Below are 23,117 nucleotides of genomic sequence, written 5' to 3'. Positions count from 1 at the left end.
ACCTCAAGCCGTCCTCATCACAAGACCCCAACCCGCAAGCCCGTAACGCAACGGCATTGGGTCTAAGTGCTGCGCCGCGGCAATTCCGCCGATGAGTTTCCGTCGGTTGCGCCGTCTACCCGTCGACGAAGGGAGCGCACCATGCGCAAGATCATTGTTTGCACGTTCCTGACGCTGGACGGCGTCATGCAGGCGCCGGGCGGTCCGGACGAGGACGCTGAGAGCGGCTTCGAGCACGGCGGCTGGCAGAAGCCGGTGGACGACGACGAGGTCGGCACGGCCATCGCCGGTTGGTACGAGCACTCCGACGCGATGCTGCTCGGCCGCAAGACGTACGAGATCTTCGCGTCGTACTGGCCGACCGCCGATCCCGACAACCCGTTCACCAATCGGATGAACAGCATGCACAAGTACGTGGCGTCTCGGACCCTGACGTCCGTCGAGTGGCAGAACTCCACGCTGCTGGAGGGCGACATCGTCGATGCCGTACGCAAGCTGAAGGCGTCCGACGGCGGCAACATCAACGTCGTCGGCAGCGGCGACCTCGCCCAGACCCTCATGCAGCACGGCCTCGTCGACGAGTACCGGCTGACCATCCATCCGGTGATCATCGGTACCGGCAAGCGGCTGTTCGCCGACGGAGCGATCCCCACTGCGCTGGAGCCGGTCAGCGTCTCGACGACGAAGGGCGGCACCATCGTCGGCGTCTACCGGCCGAACGGCAAGCCCAGCTACGACAGCTACTAGGCGGTTTCGTTTGGATCACACTGATCACACCACGAGGACGACGCCCGTCATCGGCGGACCGCGAGACGGCAGCGAAACGGTTCCCTGTCCCGGGCTGGAACCGATCTTCACCGAGATCGCCAAGTGGATGGGAGAGCGCGGGACGTCTTGTCCCCGGCGGGTATGACGAGGCGCGGACCCGGTCAGCAAAACCGGGTTCCCGGCCGGAGCCCGGGCAGCCTCGCTGCATCGTGATCGTCAACCTCCTTGAGGCAGCTGGGGCTTGATCCTGAAGAGCAGAAGGGCACGGTCACCTCCATCAACCTGGATGACGACGACCACAAAACTGTCATCTGGTCCGTCGACGTCGTCACCAAGGACTGGAACAAGACCGACTTCGAGATCGACGCGGTGAAGGGCACCATCACCCGCGAGGAGGTCGACCACGACTGACGCGCCGCCGCCGTGGGAAGCAGGCGAGCCGGCCGCCCACGAGCACAGCTCCGGCGGCCGGAGCCACCTCGGGGAGCCGCACCGCCGTCGTCCTTGTCAGCGCGTGGCCTGCGCCGTGGTGTGGTCCAGCCCCAGCCGTAGTGCGTCGCGCTCCGGGCGGATGCTCGCAACAGAGAGCAGGCCGGCGAGGACCATGACGAGGGCGGCGACGAGGAAGGCGGTCGTATATCCGGATGCCGTGGTGTCCGCAGCGTCGATGAGGTGGCCGGTGAGTGAGGGCGCGACGAGACCGGGGAGGGTGCCGGTGGCGGCGACGATGCCGAAGACGGCGCCGCGTTGAGCGGTGGGGACGACTTCGGCCGTGGTCATGTAGTGCAGAGGGATGGCTACGGCGACGGTGCCGAAGGCGAGCGCGATGAGCAGCAGGCGAGGCAGGGTTGAGTTGATGAGCGGGAAGGCGGCCATGGCGGCGCCGGCTACGCAGACCGCGATGCCCTGTGTCGCGCCGCTGGACCAACGGCTGCTGACGCCACGGGTCTTGAGCGCGTCCATGAGCGGGGAGACGGTCAGCAGTAGGACGAGGCTGAGGGCGGAGACGGCGCTGATGGTGGTGGCGGCCGTGCCGGGGCTCATGTCGAGTTCGGTGCGGAGGTAAGAGGGCAGCCAGGCCTGGCTGAGGGACAGGGCCCAGGCGGCGCCGAAGGCGCTGGAGATGCTGCCGAGGACCGTGCCGGTCAGTAGAAGTCTGCGGTAGGGGAGGCGTGTGATGCCGGGCGATGCCGTTGTCCCCGAGGCCCTGGGGCGTGCGTCGTCGAAGGGGCCGTCGTGACCGACGCGCCACCAGACCAGGGCCCAGGTCGAGCTGGCGACGGCGAGCGCGGCGTACGCGGAGCGCCAGCCGTGTTGGCTGATGAGCCAGGTCAGAGCTGGCGCGGAGACGAGGGTTCCCAGGGCAGCGCCGCCGATCTGCAGGGCGGAGGGCAGGCCGCGTCGATGCGCGGGAAACCATTTGTAGAGGGCGTGCATGGACATCGAGGCGGCTGGTCCTTCGGCGGCGCCGAGGAGGAGGCGTCCGGCGACGAGTGCGGGGACGGAGGCCAGGACGAGGACGGGCAGTTGGGCGACGGTCCACGTCAGCGTCATGACGAGCAGGAGGGTCCGGCTGGAAATGCGGGAGGAGAGCAGTCCGACGACGAGTCCGGAGAGGCTGAACAGCAGGGAGAAGGAGCTGGAGATCAGTCCGTACGTGCTGTGGCTGATGTCCAGTTCATCCATGATCGGGACGGCGGCGAGCCCGAGAACGGCCTTGTCGGCGAAGTTGATGACCATGAAGGCGACGATCACGGCGGTGATCAGCCAGGCTCGACGCCGGTCGTACGGGGGAGCGTCGGCCGCCTCGGCACTGCGAAGTGTGCCGGGTGGCGCGGGTGGTCGGGGTGCCATGGGTGACTCCTGCGGGCGTGGGTGAAGCAGGGGTACGGGCGAGGGGAAGGCGAGGTCGTGTGCTGACCGGACGGTCGTCTGGCGTGGTCCTGACCCGACCGTCCGGTCGCGCCGGTTCGTGGAGCCACGGCCGGCGGTCCGCATTGAGGGCGTCAAGTGCCCTGAGCGGTACGGGGCTTGGTCAGACGAGCGCCTTGGCGATGGCGTTCTTGTGGATCTCGGTGGTGCCGGTGACGATCCGGAACATGCGCAGTGTGCGGAAGATCTGCTCGACCTCGTGGCCGCGCGTCAGGCCCGTCTTGCCGTGGATCTGTACGGCCTGGTCGGCGACGCGGAAGCACGCCTCGGAGGTGAACAGCTTGCACATGTTGGCCTCGACCGCGATGTTTTCGCCGCGGTCGGCGCGTGTCGCGGTCGCTAGCACCATGGAGCGGGCGGCGTAGAGGTCGGTGGCCATGTCGGCGAGCTTGTGCTGGACGGCTTGGAGCGCGAGCAGTGGCTGCCCGAAGGCGACCCGGCTCTTGGAGTGCGCGACGGACAGGTCCCAGGCCCGGCGGGCGGCGCCGATCAAGGAGGGGCAGTGCAGCAGCCGGTTCAGGGTGATGCGGCCGATGCCGATCCGCAGGCCCTGGCCGATCTCGCCGAGCAGGTTGGCGGCCGGGATCCGGCAGTCCTCGAAGACGAGATCGCCCTCCATCTGCTGCCCGGACATGGGGACGTCACCCTCCAGGACCCGGCAGCCGGGGGAGTCGAGGTCGACGAGGAACGCGCTGTACGCCTCCTGATTTCCTGCCATGCGGACGACGACGATGGCGAAGTCCGCGAAGGGGGCGGCGGAGGAGAAGACCTTGTGCCCGTTGAGGACGTAGGTGTCGCCGTCCGGTGTCGCGGTCGTGCTCATCCGTCGTACGTCGGAGCCCGCGTCCTGCTCGGTGATGGAGAAGCAGCAGGCCCGCTCACCGCGGATGACGGGCATCAGATAGTGCCGCATTTGCTGCTCGGTCGCGTACTTCACGATCGCGCCGACGCGCAGCGGTCCTCCCATGTCGCCGAGGACCGAGTGGGACAACGCGGCCCCGGAGGCCGTCAGTTCCTCCTTCAACGCGCACAGCTCGGTGAAGTGCAGGCCCTGGCCGCCGAGTTCGGGCGGCAGGCTGATGCCGTAGAAGCCGAGTTCGGCGCTGCGCTTCCAGACGTGTTCCAGCGTGGCACGGTCGAGTTTGCTCTCGGCGGTGATGCCGCGGTCCCGCTCGTACGGGATGAGTTCGTCGGTCAGATATGTGCGCAGCCGCTCGACGAGTTCCTTCAGGCGCGGGTTGTCGTCGTAGGAGGGTTCGAGGGTGTAGGGCATGGTGCGGTTTCCCGTTCTCGGTTGCAGAGGGCTTGCCGGTGTCAGTGGACGCGGCGCTCGGCGCCCGCCCAGTACCGCTCGCGGATCGCGCGGCGGTCGATCTTGCCGTTGGGGTTGTGGGGCAGGGCGTCGACGACGTCGACGGATCGGGGCTTCTTCATCCGGGCCAGGCGCTCGGCGCAGAAGGCGATCAGCTCGGTCTCGTCGAGGACGGTCCCCTCGCGCGGCACGACGACGGCGTGGACCGCCTCGCCCCACTGCTCGTCCGGAACCCCGACGACAGCGGCCTCGTAGATGTCGGGGTGCTGGTGGAGGACGGACTCGACCTCGACGGCGTAGATGTTGAACCCGCCGGAGATGATCATGTCCTTCTTGCGGTCGACGATGAAGACGTACCCGTCGGACCTGCGGCGGGCGAGATCGCCGGTGTGGAACCAGCCGTCGCGGAACGACTGTGCCGTGAGGGCGGGTTCGTTGTAGTAGCCGGGTACGACGTCGGGTCCGCGGACGGCGATCTCGCCGATCTCCCCGTCGGCGACGGGGCAGCCGCTGTCGTCGACGATCCGCACCTCGGCCTCGGCGAGCGGCCGCCCGCACGACAGCAGCAGTTCCTCGTCCTCGCCCTCGATCGCCCGCCGATGGTCCTCGGTGGACAGGAACAGCACCCCGGATGTGGTCTCGCCGCAGCCGAACCCCTGCGAGAGCACCGGGCCGAAGAGATCCCAGGCCGCCCGGATCCGAGCCGCTGACATGGGGGCCGCGCCGTAGATGAGCTGGCGCAGGCTGGAGACGTCGTAGTCGCGGGCACCCGGCAGCGCGAGGACCGTGTTGACCATCGTGGGGACGACGAAGGCGTGCGTGGCGTGTTCGCGCTGGACGGTGGCGAGGAACTCCTCGGCGTCCCAGCGCGGCAGCACGATCGCGCATCCACCGGCGAAGAAGATGCCCAGCAGCGGCATGCCCGAGGCGTGGGTGACGGGACCGGCCAGGATCTGCCGGTCACCGGGGCCGACCCGGGTGCCCTCACTCATCACCGACTTGCGCAGCAGCGCAAGACGATTGCCGTACGTCTGGACCGCCGCCTTGAGCTTGCCGGTGGAACCGGACGTGAAGTGCAGCACGGCGATGTCGCTCTCGGCGCACTCCACGTCGACGGGTTCGGCCACGGTGGCGGTGAGGATCTCGGCGTAGCCGGGGCCCAGCTCGCTCGGGCCGTCGTAGCCCACGACCGTCCGCACCCCGGTGCCGGGGAGCGCCTCGCGTGCCGTCTCCCAGTGGGCCGCGTCGGTGAGCAGGACGCGGGCGTCCGACTCCGTGAGCAGGTGGGCGACTTCCGCGGTGCCGAGCCGGGCGTTGATCGGTGCCCGGGTCAGACCGGCCTTGTACAGGGCGACTTCGGTGACGACGAGTTCGGCGCGGTTGGCGGCAAGGGTCGCCACGCGCTCGCCCGGGCCGAGATCGAGCCCGCGCAGCGCGGTGGCGAGGCGGTCGCTGTGGTCGTCGAGTTCCGCGTACGACAGCCGGACGGGCCCGCAGACCACGGCGTCGGCGTCGGGTTGGTGGCCGGCGGTCCGGCGTATGTACCGCCCGAGGTTCATCACGTCTCCAGAGTTCCCGAACAATGTGTCTTGTAACAATCTTGGTGTCCGGAAACGTAAAGGCAGCGTTAGGGTCAGGTCAACGGTCCGGAGAGAGGGAAGCGAAGTGGACATGAACCCCGCGGGAGACCGCCGCGTCCGCAGGACCAGGGCCGCGCTGCGCCAGGCCCTGGTCGAACTGGTCCTGGACAGGGGGTTCCAGGCGATCACCGTCGAGCAGATCACCGAGCGGGCCGACGTCGGGCGCGCCACCTTCTACGCGCACTACCGCGACAAGGAAGACCTGCTGGTCGGGATCGTCCGGGACCTCGCGCAAGACCGCGAGCGCCTCCTGCCGGCGGTCCAACAGGCGCACGCCGAGGGCTTCACCGGCCTGCCGGTGAAGTACATTTTCGAACACGCCGAACAGGAGAAGCCCGTCTACCGCGTCATCCTGCGGGGCGAGGGCGACGGGCGGGCCCTGCGCGAGTTCACCGACCTCATCTGCGCGCACGCCGAAGCCGCCTTCCGCACGCGGACACAGCAGCTCGCGGTCACGCCCAGGATTCCCCTCGAGGTCGTCGCCAGGGCCTGGACCGGCGAACTCATCGGCCTGTTGACCTGGTGGGTCGAGAACGACACCGGCTACAGCGCCGCCGAGATCACCGCCCACCTGCGCGACCTGTCCGTCTACGGCCGCGTATGGGCCACCGGCCTGACTCCCTCCGACGCCCCCGGGGCGCTCGACCTCGCCCCCTGAGGCGCGATATCCGCTCCCTCCCTGGCGCCCCTGTCCGAGTTACAAGACACCATGTACGGTATCGAGCTCAGTGACGTACTACAGCGCATGGTGGAAAGAGCGGAGCGGACGCATGACAGGCATGCCCACACTGGCCGACCTCGTCTGGGCACGGGGATACACCGATCCGGCCTGGGCTCGTCGGCACACAACGTCAGGCCGGGAGCTCGTTCCGAGCCGCAGTGTCTGGCGCGGCTCCGGCACGGCTTCGGCCCTGCCCACCGCGCCGCCCGGCGCTCTGGACGGCCTCACCTTCACCGGACCGCATGGGCGGCCGCTCCCCCTCCCCGAACTGCTGGCCGCCGCCGAGACCGACGCCCTGCTCGTCATGCACCGAGGGACACTCGTCCACGAGCAGTACCTGCACGGATACGAGCCCCACGTCCCGCACTTCAACGCCTCGGCCGCCAAGTCCTACCTCGGCCTCGTCGCCGCCGTCCTCGCCCACGACGGGCAACTCGACCGCGGCGCGCAGGTGGCGAAGTACGTCCCCGAACTCGCCGGCACCGCCTTCGGCGACGCACAGGTCGACCACCTGCTCCACATGGGCACCCGTATGAGCTACGCGGGCCGCCCCTACGACAAGGCACTCGAAGCCCAGCGCTACTTCGCCGTCCTCGCCCCCAAACTGCGCCCCTACGGCTACACCGGTCCCGCCACCATCCGCGAACACCTCGCCACCGCCCGCGCCACCGGCGACCCCGGCACCGAGTTCCGCTACGAGAACGGCAACGTCGAAGCCCTCGCCGAGGTCCTGCGCCGCATCACCGGGACGACCACCTCCGCGCTGCTGTCCGAGATGATCTGGTCCCGCATCGGCGCCGAGGAGGACGCCTACTACCTCCTCGACGCGGACGGCACCGAGGCCGCGTGCGGGGGGTTCAGCGCCACCGCCCGCGACCTGGCCCGGTTCGGCGAGATGATCCGCTGCGGCGGTGCGATCGGGGACCGTCAGATCGTCCCCGAGGCCGTCGCCACCACGATCGCCTCCGGTGTCCCTGACGGCTACGCCCGCCGCGTCCGCTTCCCCGCCGCGCGCCCCGAGGCTCCCGCCACCCTCTCGTACCACGACCTGTGGTGGATCCCGAACGACCCCTACGGCTCCTTCATGGCCAGCGGCATCCACGGCCAGCGCCTCTTCATCTCTCCCGCCCTCGACCTGGTCGTCGTCCACTACGCCTCCCAGATCGTCTCCCCAGCAGTCCCCCAAGTCCCGCTCGTCCATGCATTCCTCGGGATCGGCACCCACCTCTGCGCCTGAGGAGCAGCAGCGGCAGGACGGACGTTGCTGTCCCTCAGTGGTCATCTGGAAATCGTCCGCCGGTCGACAGGCACTCGAACCTCAGTCTGTCGACCACCACTGAGTCGGAACCGGGCCACGACGGCTGGTGCCCCGCGGCACCCCCGACCTCGATCCGGCCGGCGCCCTGGCCGGCCCCGGCGCTTCGCCGGAGCGCTGACGGGTATGCACGTATGTGGCGCGACGGGCAAGGCGGCGCGACCGGCCACGAGCGGGGCCTCGGTCACCCGATGTGTCACTACACTGCGACGTGGCGCCACAGGGCGCACACAGTAACTGGCCGAAAGTGAACGGGGAGCGGCATGGCTACGGGGGGATGGGGGCCAGGAAACGGCCCGGGGCAGCCGGGCGGCAACGGACCGGGAGGCCAGGGCGGCTGGGGCGCTCCCTACGGACCACCGCAGGGCGGCCCGTACGGTCCGCCACCACCGAATCCGGGCCCGTATCCGAACCAGCCTCCGTACCCGAACCCGTACCCCTACGGCCCCCAGCCCACGAGGCCCGCCGTCCGGCGTTCCCGCGGCTGCCTGTCGTACGCCTCTCCCTTCGGGCTCGTCGGCGCGATCCTGCGCTCCGCCCACCGCGTCGCCACCAGGCTCTTCGCGCAGGAGGGTGAAGGCCGGATCGTGGACCGCGCCGTGGACCGCGTCCAGCTGGCCCGCACGGTGCTCGGTGCCGCCGCCACCATCTCCCTGATCCTCGCCTACAACGTGGATCCGAACCGCTGGAAGGACGCGGCGTACGGCGGCGCCGCCCAACTCATCATCGCCCCGTTCGTGCTGATCATCGCCGCGCCCCTGGTCATCATCGGATTCATCTACTACGCGCCCCCGCACCTGCGGCCGCATCTGCGCTCCCGGCTGCGCGCTCCGCTCAAGGCGGTCGGCTGGTACGTGCTGACGTTGGTCGTCATCGGCGGAATCCTCGTCCCGACGGCCCTGACCGTCAACGCCGACGACGGGAAGAGCTGGTGGGAGTACGTACTGGCCGTCGCCTCGCTCGTCGTGATCGTGTGGGGTTTTCCCTTCTTCTTCATGGCGTCGCTGTACTCGGCCCGCAGTGCCTTCAACAGCGCCCAGGTCCACCCGATGCTGCCGCCCGTCCTCACCCTGGCGCTGGTGTGGGTGTTCGCGGTCTTGAACCTGACCGGCGACGGCATGCCGGGAGGCCCCCCCATCGTCCAGTTCGGCTCCATGCTGGGCGGGCCACTGTCGGTGACCGCCGTCTCGCTGTGGGAACTGCGGCGGATGAGATCCCGTTTCGGCGTCACCCTGCGCGGCTGATCCGGCTTCGGCGGGCCCCGCTCCCAGGTAAGGCGCGGACCTTCGGCGACGGGGGTATGAGGGTTCGCCGGTGATCCGCGGGAGTCAGGTGCAAGGACGTGGGGCCCCGCATCCGGAAGGCCGGAATGGGCGGTTGGCGTGGAGCGGTGAACGAGACGAAGACCCCTGCCCTCCAGTACCGCGTCGGCGGACCGGAAGACGCCCCGGTCCTCATCCTCGGTCCCTCGCTCGGTACGACCTGGCGCAGGTAGGCGAAACCGTCTCAGTCCGTCCAGCCGGTCCAGGGCAGTGTTATGAGCCCAGGTCAGAGTCCCTCCATTCAGTGGAGTCCACCTGGTCTGCGGCGCCGACGTTGAATCTCGTGCCTCGACGTTCCCGGTCCCGCCCAGGCGGCCCGGACGTGCGTGGGGCCGGACCGGGCATCGCGCTGTGGCTACTCAGCCCGACGCGCTGGTCTCCGGCTCGATCAGGCCCTCGCGGTATGCGATGCCGACGGCCTCCGTACGGCTCGCGGCACCCAGCTTGGCGAGGATGTTGGAGACGTGGACGCTTGCCGTCTTGCCGCTGATGTACAACTCTTCGCCGATCTGGCGGTTGGTGCGCCCCCGGCCGAGCAGCCGCAGCACCTCGCTCTCCCGGGCGGTCAGGTCGGCGATCTCCCCGGCGGCCGGTGCTTTGGCGAGACGGCCGCGTCGTACCAAGGTGTCGAGCGCCTCGCGCAGCGGGACGGCGCCGAGCCGCACGGCCGTGTCCCGGGCCGCATGTGCCTGCTCGGCCGCCTCTTCGCGGCGGCCGGCGGTGAGCAGGGCCTCCGCGAGCCGCCGTCGGCACCGGGCGAGTTCGTATGGTTCGCCGTAGCCGAACGCGGTCACGGCCCGCTCCCAGGCGGCGACGTCCGGGCCGGTGGCGGCGCGTACTCCCTCGGCTTGGGCGCGGGCCAGCCAGGCCAGGCCCTCGGGTCCCTGCTCAGTGCCGTCCTCGCCGTGGGCCGCCGTGGTCCGGGCCAGCTCGACGAGCTCGGCCGCGGTGTCCGTCCAGCGACTGGTGCGCGGCGCGTCGCCAGCCAGTCGGGACTCCTCCGCCGCGTCCGCGACGGCCGACAAGGTGAGCGCGGCCAGCCGGACCACGGCGTCGGGCCTGTCGGAGCCCGAGCCCTCCGTGAGTGCGTCGACCGCGGTGCCCATCTGCCGTACACAGTCCTCGGCGTCACCGCGCAGCGCCGCGGCGTCGGTCAGCACGATGCTCGCGACGAGCGAGGCCATCCAGTCCGGGGGGCCGTCGAGCAGTGCACGGGAGCCACCGACCGCCACGTCGAACTCGCCGCGCGCCAGGGCGACGTACAGCGCGGGTGCGGTCGCGAACCCGGACGTGGCCGTGAGGAGGGTGACGTCGTCGGCGGCCGTTCGCGTGCACTCGTCCCAGCGGCCCAGCGTGTAGAGCAGCAGGGATTGCAGATAGCGCAACTCCACGGCGTACGGCGAGGAGAGGAGGCCGGCACGGCGGGCGCGGTCGAGTCCGTCGCTGATCCAGGTCAGGCACGGGTCCATTTCGCCGCACTCGTAGCAACCGATCGCCAGGTTGTACAGCGCCCGCATCTCCACCTGGAGATTGCCGGCGGTGCGGGCCAGCTCACGGGCTCTGAGGAGCCGCTCCCGACCCTGCGGAGTACGCCGGTTGTGCGCCTCGAGACCGACCAGCGATATCACCAAATCGGCCTGGGCGTCAGCAAGTCGGAGCCCCTCGGCGATGTCCAGGGCCTGGCGGGCGACACGTTCGGCGTCCTCGTCACGGCCCACGTAACGTGCCGCCATGACGTGCGTCGCGGCCGCCCACACCCAGGTGCGCGAGGGCGGCTCGGCCGGGATCAGCCCGAGCGCCTCGCTGCTGTACGCGAACGCAGCCTGAAGATTGTCGATCCGCATCAGGTTGCCCGCGAGGGTGTAGCGCACCCGGGCGGCAAGTTCGGAGTCGGCCTCCGAACCCGCCCGCGCGAGCGCGGAGCGGGTGAGCTGGACCGCGCGATGGGGTTCGCCGGCGTGTGCGGCGGCGGCCGAGGCACGCAGGGTGAGAGTGACCGGGTCGCTGTGCTCGGGGTGCGCGGAGGCGTCCACCACGGCCCACAGTTCGAGCGCGGTCTCCAGGTGCCGCAGTTCTTCGGCGGGTGCGCGGAGGCGCTGGGCATGGTCGGCGGCTTCGAGGGAGGCTGCCAGCGCGTCGGCCAGGTCGTGGCTCGCGCGTGAGTGATGGGCCCGCTCCGCCGCGCTGTTCGTCGAACGGCCCTCGCCAGCGAGGAGCGCCGCGAACACCCCGTGCAGCCTGACCCGTTCGCCGGGCAACAGATCCGCGTACACGGCCTCGCGGGTGAGGGCGTGCCGGAAAGAGTACGTCGCGTCGTCGTCGGTCACCAGCAGCTGGTGCCCGGCCGCCTCGCGCAGCGCCGACTCCAGCTCCTCCTGCGGCAGTTGCACGGCGCCACGCAGCAGGTCGTGCCCGACGCGGCGCCCCGCCACAGCCGCCGTGCGCAGGACCTGCTGGGCAGTCTCGGTCAGCTGCTCGATCCGGATGAGCAGGACGTCGGCCAGGCCGCTGGGCAGCGCGGCTGAGTCCGCGCCCTCCTCGTCCTCGGGCAGCGCCGCGAGCAACTCCTCGGCGTAGAAGGCGTTTCCCTCGGCGCGGTCGACGATGCGGCGAACCGTGCTGTCGGAGACAGGGCCGGTGCGTTGCGCGTACACGAGCCGGGCCACGTCCGCGTCAGCCAGCGGGTGCAGTTCCAGCCGGTCGACGGCGGGCAACCTGACCAACTCGGCGAGCAGAGGCCGCAGCGGGTGACGGCGGTGCAGATCGTCCGCGCGGTACGAGGCGAAGACCGCAAGCCGGTGGGGCGGGCCGCCAGGCGTGGGCCGCTGCAGGACACCCCGGCTGAGCAGAAAGCGGAGCAGGTCGCGAGAGGACTGGTCCGCCCAGTGGAGGTCCTCAATGACCAGGAGAAGCGGGGTCAGGGCCGTCAGGTCGGCGAGGAGTCCAGCGATGCCCTCAAAGAGCTGGAGGCGGCTGCCTGCGTCGGCCGCGGGGCCGGCAGTCGCATCTGTGCCGATCAGGCGCTCCACCGCCGGGTACGCGGCGAAGGCCGGGGAAAACCGTTCGTCGGCGGCCGCAGCGCCGAGGATCTCCGTGAACGGGAGGTATGGCAGGCCGACGTCCCCGAGGTCCACGCAGCGGCCGGTCAAGACGGTCATGCCGGTGGTTACGGCGTGCGCCGCAGCCACCGCCAGCGTGCGGGTCTTACCGACGCCGGCGTCCCCGGCCACGAGGACGGCGCGCGGGTCGCCGGCCGCGGCCCGCTCCAGCACGCCGGTGAGCCGGGTGAGTTCGTCCGCCCGGCCGACGAACGGTGTATCGATTGTCTGGGCCACGGGTCCATCCAAGCACGCCCGGTCGGTACCGCTCGTGTGTCCCCGCTCCCTGGCGTGCGAGGACGCGGTTCGGGTACCGCGAGGGGAGACGTCCAGCCGAGGTTCCCCTCGTAGCGTGGAGTCCGTGACAGCAGGGGATGTTGGTTGTCATGGCGGAGAAGCGTCGAGTGTTCACGGCGGAGTTTCGTGAGGGGGCGGTACGCATCGTGACGGAGGCCGGGAAGCCGGTCCCCGAGGTCGCGGAGGACCTGGGGATCAACGAGACGACGCTGGCGAGCTGGGAATCTGCCAGCTCGGGCGAAGCGCGGAATCTGGTGGACGGGCGGGGGGAAGTTGTCCCACAGGATCGAGGAGCGTACTTCGCCGCTGAGGGCCGCGCGCAGGAAGCCGGTCACGGTCAGGTCGTAACGCTCCCACCGTTCGCCCGGATTCGTCGTTGATCAGGAGAGGACGCTTGTCGGGGTCGTCTCCCGGCTGACAACCCAGTACAGGTACTGGCCGTTGTCGGTGGTCGCCCAGCAGATCAGTCGGCTGCCCTCGGTGTCCGGCTCGACAGCCTGCGGGGCCGACCGCTTCCTGAGCAGTGCCGGTGAACTACCGGCCCCGATCCACCTCACGGGCCCTTCCCCGGCCGTCTGACGTCTGGGGGTCTGACGACTCTGAGAGTCTGACGAGCCCTTCAAAAGACGTCCTGCGTAACGGCGTACGGACTGATCGCTACGCTCGCCCTGACTGCCCCCGACCGGACGAACAGGGCGGGCGTCGTGGTGTGTCGGGCCTCGGCTCGGCCGCCGGTCAGAATCCCATCGGGCGGGGGTGGCGCTCGGCGGTGGGGTCGGCCGACCACACGAGGCGGAGTTCGACGTTCTCCGGGCCGGCGAGGGACTGGATCAGGCGTGCCGCCCAGCCGTTCCAGTAGACGTACGTCTCGTTGCCTGTCAGACGGAAGCACGGGGCATCGGAGGGGATCCGGTCCGGGGCGAACACGGCGCGCTCGATCTCACCGGTCTCATCCGGCGCCGACGACGCCTCGTGGTCGAGGCAGTCGGCCACGACATCGGGGATGTAGGCACAGAAGTCGTCCGACACGCCGCCCGGCACGTGCACGGGGATGTACGTACCGAACGACTGGAACGCGGCGCGGGTCTCGTCGGCCAGTTTCCGGCTGAGTACGGGCGCGGCGATGTGCCCGCTGGGGTAGTCGGACACCGTGCCGCCGGGATATCCGTGCCACTCGGCGAGGAGCGCGCCGGGCAGCGGGTGGGCGCTGCTGTCGATCTCCCATCGCATGAGGGGGAGCGCGTCGACGAGGAGTCCCTTGTAGCGGTCGCCGAATTCCGGCATGACGCGGAAGACGTCGAGCGTGCCTTCGGTGGGGAGGTTCATGGTGCCGTCCATTGTGCGGTGTGGCCGATCGGGGCACAGGGCGGGTAGTACGGCCGCACTGCGCCAAATCAGGGAACCCGCAGCTCGGTCCGGTGACCGCCCCACCTCGCTCCCAAAGCGGGTGTCGTCCCAACGCCCACGGCAATGTCGCCCGCAGCGCAGCCCGCGCTATTCGGCCAGGTAGGCAAGTCGGTCATCCGTCGGCCGGGGTATCACAGATCCACCCCGCACCTGCCACTCAACTTGCGGAGCCACCTCGCTACTCACCACGAAGAGTCCGAGAACCCGGTCCCCGTCCTCGTCGGAGGCAGGGAGGGCGGCTATGCACCGCAGTTGATCCAGGAACCAGTTCACGGCCGACTCGCGAACATCGCCGCCGTAGAAGACGTAGTAGGTCCAATTGAAGTGGTGGTCCGGAAAGCCCCAGCCGCCGCTGTAGTGCCCGTCAGAATGGTGCGCGATCACCTGACGGGCGGCGGCGAGTTGCTGCTCGTCGCACTCCAGCCACCCCCTGATGGAGACGAAAACGCCCATTTGTCGCCCTCCCGTTGGACCGGCATCACCGTGTTTGTCGTGAGCTGATCTTTAACGGGAATCCTAGGCGCGCCCCGCCGTTGGATCCGGAAGCCAACACCCGGCAACAGTGACCTGCCCACCATGCGTCGACCCCACTCCGCCGCAGGTCAGTCGGAGATCCCGCCTCCAGATCACCTCAGCTTCCCAAGCTCAGGTCCTCAGATCCCCGATCAGGCTTTCAACTGCTGACTGTCGGTGGCGCCTCGTACTCTCCCTCCTCATGGGAAACCACTTCCAAACCGTCGTCGACCTCCACGCCACGCCGGCCGACGCAACAGCACTGGCAGCCGCGGTCTCGGTGGGGGAAGCCGTCCGGCAAGGGCCCGGCTCAGAACTCTGACCGCGCCAGATCGCTGGCTGCGGTGGACCCGCAGTCACGCGGCCTGTGCCATCACGTAGCCGTGGGCGGCGTCGCGGCGTCGCGGCGTTCGGTCGGACGGTTCCTGCCACGGGCGAGGCGCCGGGTCATGCATGAACGTAATCACGGCCCACGTGATGAGTGATTCGCTCGTTCTCGGGCCGTCTCTGGGTCGTGTCCGCCAGGGTTCAGCGCCTTCTCCCGTAACTGCCGCCGGGTATGCAGACCGGGGGACAAGTCTTGTGGTCGTGCTCGGAAACCAGCGGGTTCGCTGGGCGGTTGCAGCGGCGGGAACCTACTGGCGGGGTTGGTGTCCAGCCTCGGGATGGCCGTGGGTTCAGTGTTGGTAATTGCGTTGTCGATCTAGTGAGGCTGAGGCAGCATCCGGTCATGGGACAGCCTGCTGATGCGCTTCGCTTTGACCAGGTCGAACTGCGCCGGTGGCGCGTCGACGACATCGAGAGCCTGGATCGAGTGATCACTGAATCGCGTGATCACCTGCTGTCGTGGATGCCCTTTGCGGCCACCCACGACCGGAAGCAGGGGGAAGGGTTTCTGGCCCACTCCGAGGAGCAGTGGGCCTCGGGGGAGGCATACAACTACGCGATCACCTCGGGTGGACTGGTGGTCGGCAGCTGTGGATTGCATCGCCGGATCGGACCTGGCGGTCTGGACATCGGGTATTGGCTCCATCATGCGTGGACGGGGAAGGGGCTGGCCACTATGGCCGCGGCTGCCCTCGTGCAGGCGGGAAGGGAGCTGCCGGGCATCGATCGCATCGAAATCCACCATGACGAGGCCAATTCCGCGAGTGGCGCCATCGCCCGCCGTTTGGGCTTCACTGAGGTTGAGCGCGTGCGGGTGCCGGGTGGGCCGGAAGCCCCCGGTGAGACGGGCGTCCATGTGAGATGGCGCCTTCAGGTGTGGCCCGACACTGCCCACCGCCGTTCTCCGGCTACCCGGTGAGCAACGTGAGACGGCGGCGACTTCCCGAATCCCGTATGGCCTCGCACGTTACTGGCCGAACTCGTATAATCCGGTGCTAACTTGGAGAACTGACGCGCACATGTGACAGGCAACGAGAAGCCTCTCACCTCCTTACTTGCACTCTTCCCTGCTTCAGGAACACAGAGGAATGTGCGTGAACTCCACTTGGCAGGGTTGCGTCAGTGCGGGGCACGCGCTTGATCTCGCGGCGCGGCTTCCGCCGCGTACGCGCCATCACTTGATCCAGAGGCCTGGGATCCGGGCGAGAAGCTGTGGGTAGCGGGAGCCGGGACGCTGTGGGCGGTGCCAGCCGATCCGGCGGCGCGGGGAAGACAGCTTTCACCAGCGCCTCGAAGAGGTATGTCCACCCTGACCACAGAGATCGCACTCAAGGGGCGAGACAAAGACGAAGTCATCCTTGAGCAGACAGCTGAGGTCTCGAAGTCCGTGAACCAGGACCTGCACTGTCGCCTACAGAAGTAGTCCCGGCCGGATCGCTCCGGTCGGGGCCCCACCCGCAGGCTACGGGATTCGGGGCGGGCGGTTCATGTTGGGCGGCCCCGCCCCCACTGCTCGCCGTCGGCGGCCCGCCCTGTCCCGCTACCGGCCACCTCCAAGTCAACGGCGGCGGGGGCTCAGTCGGCTTGCGCCTCGCCGCTTCTGCGCGGCCACGTCGTGCCGACGCGGAAGCCGTTGCGGAGGGGGCCGCTGTAGGAGTGCTTGTTTTCACCGCCGTGGCCTGCCGACAGGGTGCAGCGCAGCGCGCCCTCGGGCTGTCGGATGAAGCAGATGCCGGGGATCTCCACGTGGTGCTCTCTCACCTCGACCGCGCGGTTCATCGGTCGCCTCCCGCGAACTGGTCGAGAGTGCGCAGGCAGCGTCCGAGTTCGGCCACGGCGAGCGCCGCAGCGAGGGGGCTGGGGCTGAGGCCCTCGGTGAGCTCGCCCTGCGTATTGGCGATGGCGCGCTCGCGGGAGTACCAGGCGGTCGTGCGCGGGTTGATCTGGTCGACCTGCCTTTGCACGAGAGGGATCAAGCGGCGGAGCTCGGCCCGGATCTCAAGGTTCAGCTCCTGCAGGCGAGCCAGGCCCGGCATGGAACGCGTGACCGACATGGCTTCCTGGATCAGCTCGGGGATCCGGCCGGCTGCTGGTGCGACTGGGGCGTCTTCAGTGGTGGACATTGCGCCTCCGCCGGGCTGTGCCCGCGCCGCGGGCCGTGGTCGTTGCTGCGTGACCTCGACGCTAGGCCCGTCGTGTGCGGTACCTCCAGCGATGTGCAGATGTGTGCAGACCAGCCATCAAAGCAGGGACGTTGGCCACTTCGGTATCTTGACCGCGTCGATCGCAGGGATGACGGTGGTGCACACAAATGCACCTGCCGAACTCGGAGGCCGCCATGTCGTTACTGTTCATCGGGATCGACCCCAACACGGGAGATAAGCAGAGCCCGACCGTGTGGGTCGACCAGGACAAGCAGGAGTTCGTGTTCCAGGGGTGGCAGCCGAGCGCCGAACTCGAATCGGAGTGCGCAGAGTTCGAGGTGCCGGGCCACGCCAAGGGGATCCCGGACGGGGAAGCTGTGGTCCGCATTCCGGCCCACATGGTCGACATGATCAGGGAGGCGTGTGATGCCCTCGAGCGTGCCAACGTTCGATGAGCTGATGGCGGGCTGCCGGACGGCCGTGCACCTCGAGATGCGCGACAGCTACGCCGTCGACTACGAGGAGGGCCCATTCGCCGATTGGCGGTCCGGGTTCCGGCACGACCCGGCAGACCGTGCGTCCTGGTGGCGGCCCTGGCTCGACCTCATCCACGAGACCGTGAGCCGAGGGGCAGTCGTGCGCCGAGCACGGATCGTGTCCGAACCGGTCAGCGAGTACACGCAGTTCCTGTACGACGGCACGTTCACGAACGTCGCCGCGGGCGAGCAGGTGCGGTGGCTGCCACGACGGCAGGCCTCTACGATCCCTCTGCCGGGGAACGACTTCTGGCTGTTCGACGACCAGTGGGTGCACTGGAACCACTTCGCTGGCGACGGTTCCTCGCTCGGCGAGGAGATCACCGATAACCCGGCGGCCGCGAAGCTGTGCACTGAGGCGTTCGAGACGGTGTGGGCAAAGGCAGTACCGCACGACCAGTTCCACATCCGCTGAACGAGCCCACTGGTAGGCCACCTCATGCCGTACTCCCCGTCGTCTTCCGCGCAGGCCGCCCGCCAGGCCGTAGCTCTACGGCTGCGGGACCTGCGGAAGTCGGCCGGCCTCACGGTCACGGAGCTTGCCCGCCAGTGCGGATGGCACCACGCCAAGACGGTGCGGATCGAGAACGCCCGCACCGCACCGTCCGCCAGGGACATACGGGCATGGGCTACCGCGTGCGGCGCCGACGACCAGGCCGCCGGGCTCGTCGCCCAGTCCGTCAACGCGGAAACCATGTACCGGGAGTGGCGCCTTCAGGTGCGCTCGGGCATGAAGCAGCTGCAGGAGAGCGTCACCGGGTTCTTCCAGCAGACCGAGCTGTTCCGCGTCTACTCGTCGACGCTCGTGCCCGGGCTCCTGCAGACGGAGGGCTACGCCTCGGCGCTGCTCAGCAGGATCGCCGACTTCCGCGAGATCCCCGTCAACGACGGCGCCGCCGCCGGCACTGCGCGCGTGGAACGGTCGCGCATCATCCACACGCCGGGCCACCGGTTCCTGATGCTCATCGAGGAGAGCGTCCTGTGGGCGCAGATCGGTGACGAGCAGGCCATGGCCGGGCAGCTCGGCTACCTGCTGACTGCGGGTGCGGTGCCCCAGGTCGCGCTCGGGATCATCCCGGCCGCCACGCAGGACCGGTGCCACTGGCCCATCGAGACGTTCCACGTGTACGACGACAAGCTGGTGTCAGTGGAACTGTCATCAGCCGAGGTCAACATCACGCAGCCATCCGAGATCGCCCTGTACCTGCGGGCGTTCGAGCAGCTGCGGAGCATGGCCGTGTACGGGGCCGACGCGCGGGCCCTGATCGTGAAGGCCATCGACACACTGGACAGAGCCGAGGCATAGCGAGAGCCCCCACCCGCCCGAGGATGAGTGGGTGCGAGGGGTTTCGGCAGTTGCGGTCTGAGCACGCGAGGCTCCGACGGGGGAGCCGCTTTTAGCCAAGTGGAATATATGTATGTATCCGTTTGCTGCCGCTCGCGGCTTCAGCGGCGCGCCCAGCGCGACGGCCGGCTCTTCAGCTGTCGGTGGAAAGACCGCCCGGCAGCCAATTGCTTCGACAACCTCCCCAAGTCGATCCGGACAGAGCTGAGCAGACGCGGCCCATGGCGCCCAGATCGTTCGTACAGTGGCGCGCTCCACCTGGACGCCATGAACCACGCCCGCTCCACAGACGTGTGGGTCGACGGCGGACGGGATGGGTGCCGGGGTGAGTGGTGAGTTGAGGAGAGTGGGAACGCTGGCCGAAAAGGCCTAGCCAGCAGCCACAACAGCCTGGATCAGGCCCGGAAATCTGCCCTCCAAGTCGTCTTTGCGGAGGCGCATGTACAACCCGTTTCCAGCGCTGCGCTGGTAGACCAGGCCCGCCTCACGCAGCACTCGCCAATGCCGCGTGCGGCTGGACTTGCTCAGCGGCAGGTCGAATGAGGCGCACAGCCGCTCATCGTCGGGGCGCGCAAACAGTTCAGCTATGACCCGGCGCCTGTTCTCGTCCGCAAGCGCCAGAAGGATGGGACCCACCTCTAGCTCCTCGACGCCAGGGTGCACCAACTCACCAGCGTCCATCACTCCACCTCTCGACAAGGTACGCATGCGCGCGTACCTTCCTGGAGGTACGCGACTATGCGTACCTTACTCCCGGGGGAGCCATGCCTGCATCTTCATCGCCACGCCGCCACTTCCTGTCCCGCGTCCGCTCGATGCTGCGCAAGCTTCTTCTCGCCGAGCACTCGCCATTCATGACTCTCTGAGTCTGCCCAGCCCGAGCAGTTCCCGGAGCGACCGTGCCCCATCCGTGCCCGATAGACAGGGAACTCACGGGGAATCGCGGTCGCCAAGGGGCGGCGCGCATGACGAAGGCCCCCGGCCGATGTTCCTGGTCAGGGGCCTTCAACCTGGGCGGTGGGTGTGGGATTTGAACCCACGGTGACTCGCGCCACGACGGTTTTCAAGAGCGTCACGCTTGCAGGGCATATGCCCTGGTCAGAGCCTGTTTAGGCTCCCACGGAGGGCACCTTGGCCCACGCATGGCCCACCGGCCCCGGGAAAGGGGCCTTAGAGCTCGTAGCACGATCTTGTTGAAGAGTGCTGGTTGGGCGTTACCGGTGTGACGATTCGGCCAACACCCCGAGCATGCCCACCAGTCGCGCCGACGCACCGGGCAACTCCAAGATCCCCGGCAGAGTCAAGTTCAGCTATGGACTGTCTGTTTGACGCCATCCTTGTCGGTGATGCTGACGGAAACGCGCCACCGCGTCCGCTTGTCGGCCTCGATCTTGACCGTACCGCCGAACTTCCGGCCATCCAGGTCTTTCGTCTTCATCGAGGCACCGTAGGTGGCGCTGTCGTCACACACTTCGATCCCGGCGCGCAGCGCTGTCCCATTACTGACGTTCAGACCACCTGAGGGACCGAGACAGTCATACCGCACGGACAATGCGGCAATCTGGTCCGCAGCCACGGGCAGCTTCACCGTCCCCGGACCCAGCCGGCCCGGTGTCTTAGCGCCCTTCTCAGGACTTTCCGGATCGGACACCAGCGCTGCTGCCTTCGAGGCACTCGGCGAAGGCGGCGAAGGCGGCGTACTCTTCCCGCCGCTGCACCCGGACACCACACCGGCGGACACCACCAGCAGAACAATCCCTGCGCTGCGCATCAGCTTTTCCCGTGCCACGTCTCGCGGCCGTTGTAGACCAGCCGCGCCGATCCCTTGCGCAGCACCTTGATCTCGCAGTTGGGCTCAGTTTGGTTGTAGTTCCACTTCGTGTACCTGGCCTTCACCCCGGCGTGCAGGTAACCGTGCCTCATCGTGTTCGGCACCTTCCACGACCACGTGTAGGTGGAGCTGTTCGTCCACTGCCAGGCAAAATGGTAGTCGAACTCAGCCGACGCCTTGACGAACACCACCTTGGCTTCGCCGGAGACCGCCCCGCCGACCGTCGACGTCGTCGTCTTGCCCTTGTGGAAGGTGATGCTGATCGTCGTGCCGCTGTCCCCGCCGGAACGGGGTTCCATGTCCCTGTAATACGTGTGGCTGCCCGAGAAGTCGTAGCCCCGGTCGGGCGGGCAGATCATCGGATGGACTGTCCCGGCACTGGCGGGTACAGCACCCGCAGCGGCAAGTGCAGCGACGGCGCAGCCGACTGCGACGATCTTGGGCATTGGACGCACGCGTTTCCCCGTTTTTCTCTCGCTGAAAGCGGCCCCCGTCGACCGTCAGGAACTGACCCTAGGGAGCGACTCGCTTTCCTGTCGCGGCAGTTGAGTGAAACATGAGGTTCAGGTCACCCTAATCGTCACCGCTTGCGGGGGGCCATCTGCTCAGTCGTCGCCACACAGCGGAACCCGGTGTCGTCGTCGTGCATCGTGTCGTTGGCGTCGTTGCGAACGGGCGTGAACCACAGCGGGCCACCGCCAGATCCCGACCAACAGACTTGGAAAGCATGTTGGTCGGGTTCTGCGCAGCCTGCCGTTCCGGCCGGCAGTCGTGGCCCCTGAGCAGGGCGACCACGAGTCACGTGTAGTGCAGGCTGACTTCACTGCGGTACAGCAGCGAAGTACAGCAACCTCAGCAACCGATCACGTCCGTTAGCGTCCTCGTGTGGCCATCTCGCGACCGGTATGACCACCGCCGACCGTTCCGCATAGAGCTACGGATCAGAAGGTAGCCGTGCCCCTCTCGTGCCCGATCACCCGGGGAATGGCAGTCACTGGCGGGGAGCGGACAGCAGAACGACCCTTGACTGAAAATGCCTGGTCAGGGGCCGTTTCTCCTGGCGGTGGGTGTGGGATTTGAACCCAAGGTGACTTGCGCCACGACGGTCTTCAAGACCGTTCAGGGCTTGTGCGGGGTCGGCGCTGACAGGTCCCCCTCTTAGCTATCAACTAGGCCTGGAGGTCGGTTGGGCCACGGATTGGATACCGGACCACCCCTAGACAGATTCAGGGATGCAGCTGCACTTCAGAGCTGGATACCTCGCCGCCGACCGCGCGAAGCCGACCCTAAAGGTTGTCCTGTAGCTGTGCCGAGTAGGTCGAGAGACAGTCCAGGGAACTCACTTCACTACGACATTGTCGCCGGCCGAAGTCGACGGCCCGGTAGTGGTGTTGCCGTAGTACACCCAGCGCCATGTGCCCGTCTTGGATGCCTTCACGGTCGTCTTGAGGTTGCCCGAGCCGTTCGCGTACACCTTCTTCACCGTGGTGTAGGAGGTGGTTCCGGTGGGCTTGAACTGCAGGGTCACCAGGCGGCCTTCGTAGGAGACGTACTTCCTGGTCTCCCAGTTGGCCCGCGTGACCTTGCCGGTCACGGTGATGGTCTCGTCCTTGGCCACCGGTTCGGGCGAGGCGTTCACGGTCAGGCGGGAGTTGCGCTTGACGTAGGCCGTGAGGCCCTCGTCATCGGTGTCGCCGCCGCCGCCCTGGAAGTAGACCTCGGCCGCGACCTTCCACGCCCCGGCCTCGCTGTTGCGCATCTCCCACTCGCTCGGGTCGAAGTACATCGTCTCGTTGAAGTCACAGACGCCCGAGCTCACCTTGATGCAGTCGCTCGTCTCGATCGCGTGCCACAGCCGCTCACTCGTCTTGCCGCGGTACAGGAGCACCGCCGGCCACTTCCACTGGTGTGTGGTCGCCATCCGGAAGGATGTGGGCACCGCGACCTCGTTCGACACCCCAATCACGATCGCCTTGCCGCCGTTCACCTGGACACGGGTGAACGAGACCCCGCCCTCGGCCGCCCCGGCCGGTCCCGCGGCCATGGCCGTGAACACCGCCGCCGCGCCACCGGCCGCGACAGCTCTCCAGATCTTCTTCCCCACCTGATCCCCGATCTCCGTACGGAAGAGCGCCGGAGGCTCATCCTCCGGCGCCCTTCAGACAGTTGGGATCCGCACGGGATTGTACACTACACCCATTGGATCACGATCGGGCATCAGGCGATCTTCGCCTCGCACTAGGCGGTCGACACCGGTCGAAGATCATTTACGAGAACCTTTCGGGCCTCACACGGACAGTAGTAGTGGTGAGTGTCTAACTGCGTGACAACCGCGACGCACAACCACGAACAACCGTGGACGTCAGCGGACCATCAGCGCCGGTGACAGGCACAGCAGCCCAAGGACAGCGAGCGCCCCGAGTTGCTTCGGGGCGAAGAGGTCCCCGTGCCACAGCCGTGCCACATCGTGCGGTCAACCACGGTCAATGACGGCTCGGCGCAGTCGAGATGCGCCGTTCACCTGGGCTGCCGCTATAGCCGGAGTGACC

Annotated in this window: 23 protein-coding genes; 10 read left to right on the top strand and 13 right to left on the bottom strand. The window is 68.2% G+C overall.

All coding sequences use genetic code 11. The annotated features are described in order from the left end of the window. The first annotated feature begins 141 nt into the window (after positions 1 to 141). On the top strand, positions 142 to 747 hold the full coding sequence (locus tag CG723_RS44550; protein WP_100599268.1) for a dihydrofolate reductase family protein: 606 nt from the start codon (positions 142 to 144) through the stop codon (positions 745 to 747). A gap of 246 nt (positions 748 to 993) precedes the next feature. Then, positions 994 to 1,179, top strand: coding sequence for a PepSY domain-containing protein (locus tag CG723_RS44545; protein WP_100599267.1), 186 nt, complete (start codon positions 994 to 996; stop codon positions 1,177 to 1,179). Between the two features lie 96 nt (positions 1,180 to 1,275). On the opposite strand, the gene CG723_RS44540 is transcribed toward CG723_RS44545, so the two are convergent. The 3 genes from CG723_RS44540 to CG723_RS44530 all read right to left on the bottom strand — a co-directional run bounded on the left by CG723_RS44540 (position 1,276) and on the right by CG723_RS44530 (position 5,571). Next, positions 1,276 to 2,622, bottom strand: a complete 1,347-nt coding sequence (locus tag CG723_RS44540) for an MFS transporter (RefSeq protein WP_100599266.1) — start codon at positions 2,620 to 2,622, stop codon at positions 1,276 to 1,278. 181 nt (positions 2,623 to 2,803) lie between these two features. Then, the gene (locus CG723_RS44535; protein WP_100599265.1) at positions 2,804 to 3,973 is read right to left on the bottom strand and encodes an acyl-CoA dehydrogenase family protein; all 1,170 of its coding nucleotides are present in this window, start codon (positions 3,971 to 3,973) and stop codon (positions 2,804 to 2,806) included. 41 nt (positions 3,974 to 4,014) lie between these two features. Beyond that, the gene (locus tag CG723_RS44530) at positions 4,015 to 5,571 is read right to left on the bottom strand and encodes an acyl-CoA synthetase (RefSeq protein ID WP_100599264.1); all 1,557 of its coding nucleotides are present in this window, start codon (positions 5,569 to 5,571) and stop codon (positions 4,015 to 4,017) included. Positions 5,572 to 5,683: 112 nt separating this feature from the next. Between CG723_RS44530 and CG723_RS44525 the strand changes: the two genes are divergently transcribed. The 3 genes from CG723_RS44525 (at position 5,684) to CG723_RS44510 (ending at position 8,932) form a co-directional block, all read left to right on the top strand. Next, entirely contained in the window at positions 5,684 to 6,310 is a 627-nt protein-coding gene (locus CG723_RS44525; RefSeq protein ID WP_234374864.1) for a TetR/AcrR family transcriptional regulator, read from the top strand. 112 nt (positions 6,311 to 6,422) lie between these two features. Beyond that, positions 6,423 to 7,610, top strand: coding sequence for a serine hydrolase domain-containing protein (locus CG723_RS44520; RefSeq protein WP_100599262.1), 1,188 nt, complete (start codon positions 6,423 to 6,425; stop codon positions 7,608 to 7,610). Positions 7,611 to 7,951: 341 nt separating this feature from the next. After that, entirely contained in the window at positions 7,952 to 8,932 is a 981-nt protein-coding gene (locus tag CG723_RS44510) for a hypothetical protein (RefSeq protein ID WP_234374863.1), read from the top strand. A 437-nt stretch (positions 8,933 to 9,369) separates the two neighbouring features. Here CG723_RS44510 and CG723_RS44505 read toward each other — a convergent pair whose 3' ends face one another. Continuing rightward, entirely contained in the window at positions 9,370 to 12,345 is a 2,976-nt protein-coding gene (locus tag CG723_RS44505; protein WP_100599261.1) for a helix-turn-helix transcriptional regulator, read from the bottom strand. A 149-nt stretch (positions 12,346 to 12,494) separates the two neighbouring features. Between CG723_RS44505 and CG723_RS44500 the strand changes: the two genes are divergently transcribed. After that, positions 12,495 to 12,785: a transposase gene (locus CG723_RS44500; protein ID WP_159032712.1), complete on the top strand. Its 291-nt coding sequence runs from the start codon at positions 12,495 to 12,497 to the stop codon at positions 12,783 to 12,785. Here CG723_RS44500 and CG723_RS46710 read toward each other — a convergent pair whose 3' ends face one another. From CG723_RS46710 to CG723_RS44490, 3 genes are all read right to left on the bottom strand, one after another. Next, positions 12,786 to 12,962: a hypothetical protein gene (locus tag CG723_RS46710; protein ID WP_159032711.1), complete on the bottom strand. Its 177-nt coding sequence runs from the start codon at positions 12,960 to 12,962 to the stop codon at positions 12,786 to 12,788. Between the two features lie 178 nt (positions 12,963 to 13,140). Then, complete coding sequence (locus CG723_RS44495) at positions 13,141 to 13,731, bottom strand: hypothetical protein (RefSeq protein WP_100599259.1); 591 nt, start codon at positions 13,729 to 13,731, stop codon at positions 13,141 to 13,143. A 168-nt stretch (positions 13,732 to 13,899) separates the two neighbouring features. Next, positions 13,900 to 14,265: a hypothetical protein gene (locus CG723_RS44490; protein WP_100599258.1), complete on the bottom strand. Its 366-nt coding sequence runs from the start codon at positions 14,263 to 14,265 to the stop codon at positions 13,900 to 13,902. A 790-nt stretch (positions 14,266 to 15,055) separates the two neighbouring features. Here CG723_RS44490 and CG723_RS44485 point away from each other — a divergent pair. Continuing rightward, positions 15,056 to 15,631: a GNAT family N-acetyltransferase gene (locus CG723_RS44485; protein WP_100599257.1), complete on the top strand. Its 576-nt coding sequence runs from the start codon at positions 15,056 to 15,058 to the stop codon at positions 15,629 to 15,631. Between the two features lie 656 nt (positions 15,632 to 16,287). Here CG723_RS44485 and CG723_RS44480 read toward each other — a convergent pair. Together CG723_RS44480 and CG723_RS44475 are read right to left on the bottom strand one after the other, a co-directional pair. Beyond that, positions 16,288 to 16,491 (bottom strand): hypothetical protein, encoded by a 204-nt coding sequence (locus tag CG723_RS44480; RefSeq protein WP_100599256.1) that lies wholly within the window; start codon positions 16,489 to 16,491, stop codon positions 16,288 to 16,290. After that, positions 16,488 to 16,835 carry a DUF6415 family natural product biosynthesis protein gene (locus CG723_RS44475; RefSeq protein WP_159032710.1) on the bottom strand — a complete coding sequence of 116 codons (348 nt, stop codon included), beginning with the start codon at positions 16,833 to 16,835 and terminating at the stop codon, positions 16,488 to 16,490. Before CG723_RS44475 ends, CG723_RS44480 begins: the two co-directional genes overlap by 4 nt. A gap of 215 nt (positions 16,836 to 17,050) precedes the next feature. On the opposite strand from CG723_RS44475, the gene CG723_RS44470 reads away from it, so the two are divergent. The 3 genes from CG723_RS44470 to CG723_RS44460 are packed head-to-tail and all read left to right on the top strand — an operon-like array spanning position 17,051 to position 18,698. Beyond that, entirely contained in the window at positions 17,051 to 17,311 is a 261-nt protein-coding gene (locus CG723_RS44470) for a hypothetical protein (RefSeq protein ID WP_100599271.1), read from the top strand. Beyond that, positions 17,283 to 17,807, top strand: coding sequence for a DUF6879 family protein (locus CG723_RS44465; RefSeq protein WP_100599254.1), 525 nt, complete (start codon positions 17,283 to 17,285; stop codon positions 17,805 to 17,807). Before CG723_RS44470 ends, CG723_RS44465 begins: the two co-directional genes overlap by 29 nt. 24 nt (positions 17,808 to 17,831) lie before the next feature. Further along, positions 17,832 to 18,698, top strand: coding sequence for a helix-turn-helix domain-containing protein (locus tag CG723_RS44460; protein WP_100599253.1), 867 nt, complete (start codon positions 17,832 to 17,834; stop codon positions 18,696 to 18,698). 408 nt (positions 18,699 to 19,106) lie between these two features. Here the strand turns inward: CG723_RS44460 and CG723_RS44455 are convergent, their stop codons facing one another. From CG723_RS44455 to CG723_RS44445, 4 genes are all read right to left on the bottom strand, one after another. Beyond that, positions 19,107 to 19,418, bottom strand: a complete 312-nt coding sequence (locus CG723_RS44455) for an ArsR/SmtB family transcription factor (RefSeq protein ID WP_100599252.1) — start codon at positions 19,416 to 19,418, stop codon at positions 19,107 to 19,109. Between the two features lie 625 nt (positions 19,419 to 20,043). After that, on the bottom strand, positions 20,044 to 20,508 hold the full coding sequence (locus tag CG723_RS46705) for a hypothetical protein (protein ID WP_159032709.1): 465 nt from the start codon (positions 20,506 to 20,508) through the stop codon (positions 20,044 to 20,046). Then, positions 20,508 to 21,014 carry a hypothetical protein gene (locus CG723_RS44450; protein WP_159032708.1) on the bottom strand — a complete coding sequence of 169 codons (507 nt, stop codon included), beginning with the start codon at positions 21,012 to 21,014 and terminating at the stop codon, positions 20,508 to 20,510. Before CG723_RS44450 ends, CG723_RS46705 begins: the two co-directional genes overlap by 1 nt. 893 nt (positions 21,015 to 21,907) lie before the next feature. Further along, positions 21,908 to 22,672 (bottom strand): hypothetical protein, encoded by a 765-nt coding sequence (locus tag CG723_RS44445; protein ID WP_159032707.1) that lies wholly within the window; start codon positions 22,670 to 22,672, stop codon positions 21,908 to 21,910. Positions 22,673 to 23,117: the final 445 nt, after the last annotated feature.

This window comes from Streptomyces sp. CB01635 (genome assembly GCF_002803065.1).
In the GTDB taxonomy this organism is placed as follows: Bacteria; Actinomycetota; Actinomycetes; order Streptomycetales; family Streptomycetaceae; genus Streptomyces.
The sequence above is the reverse complement of the archived record's forward strand: the minus strand, read 5'-3'. Positions and strand labels throughout refer to the sequence as shown.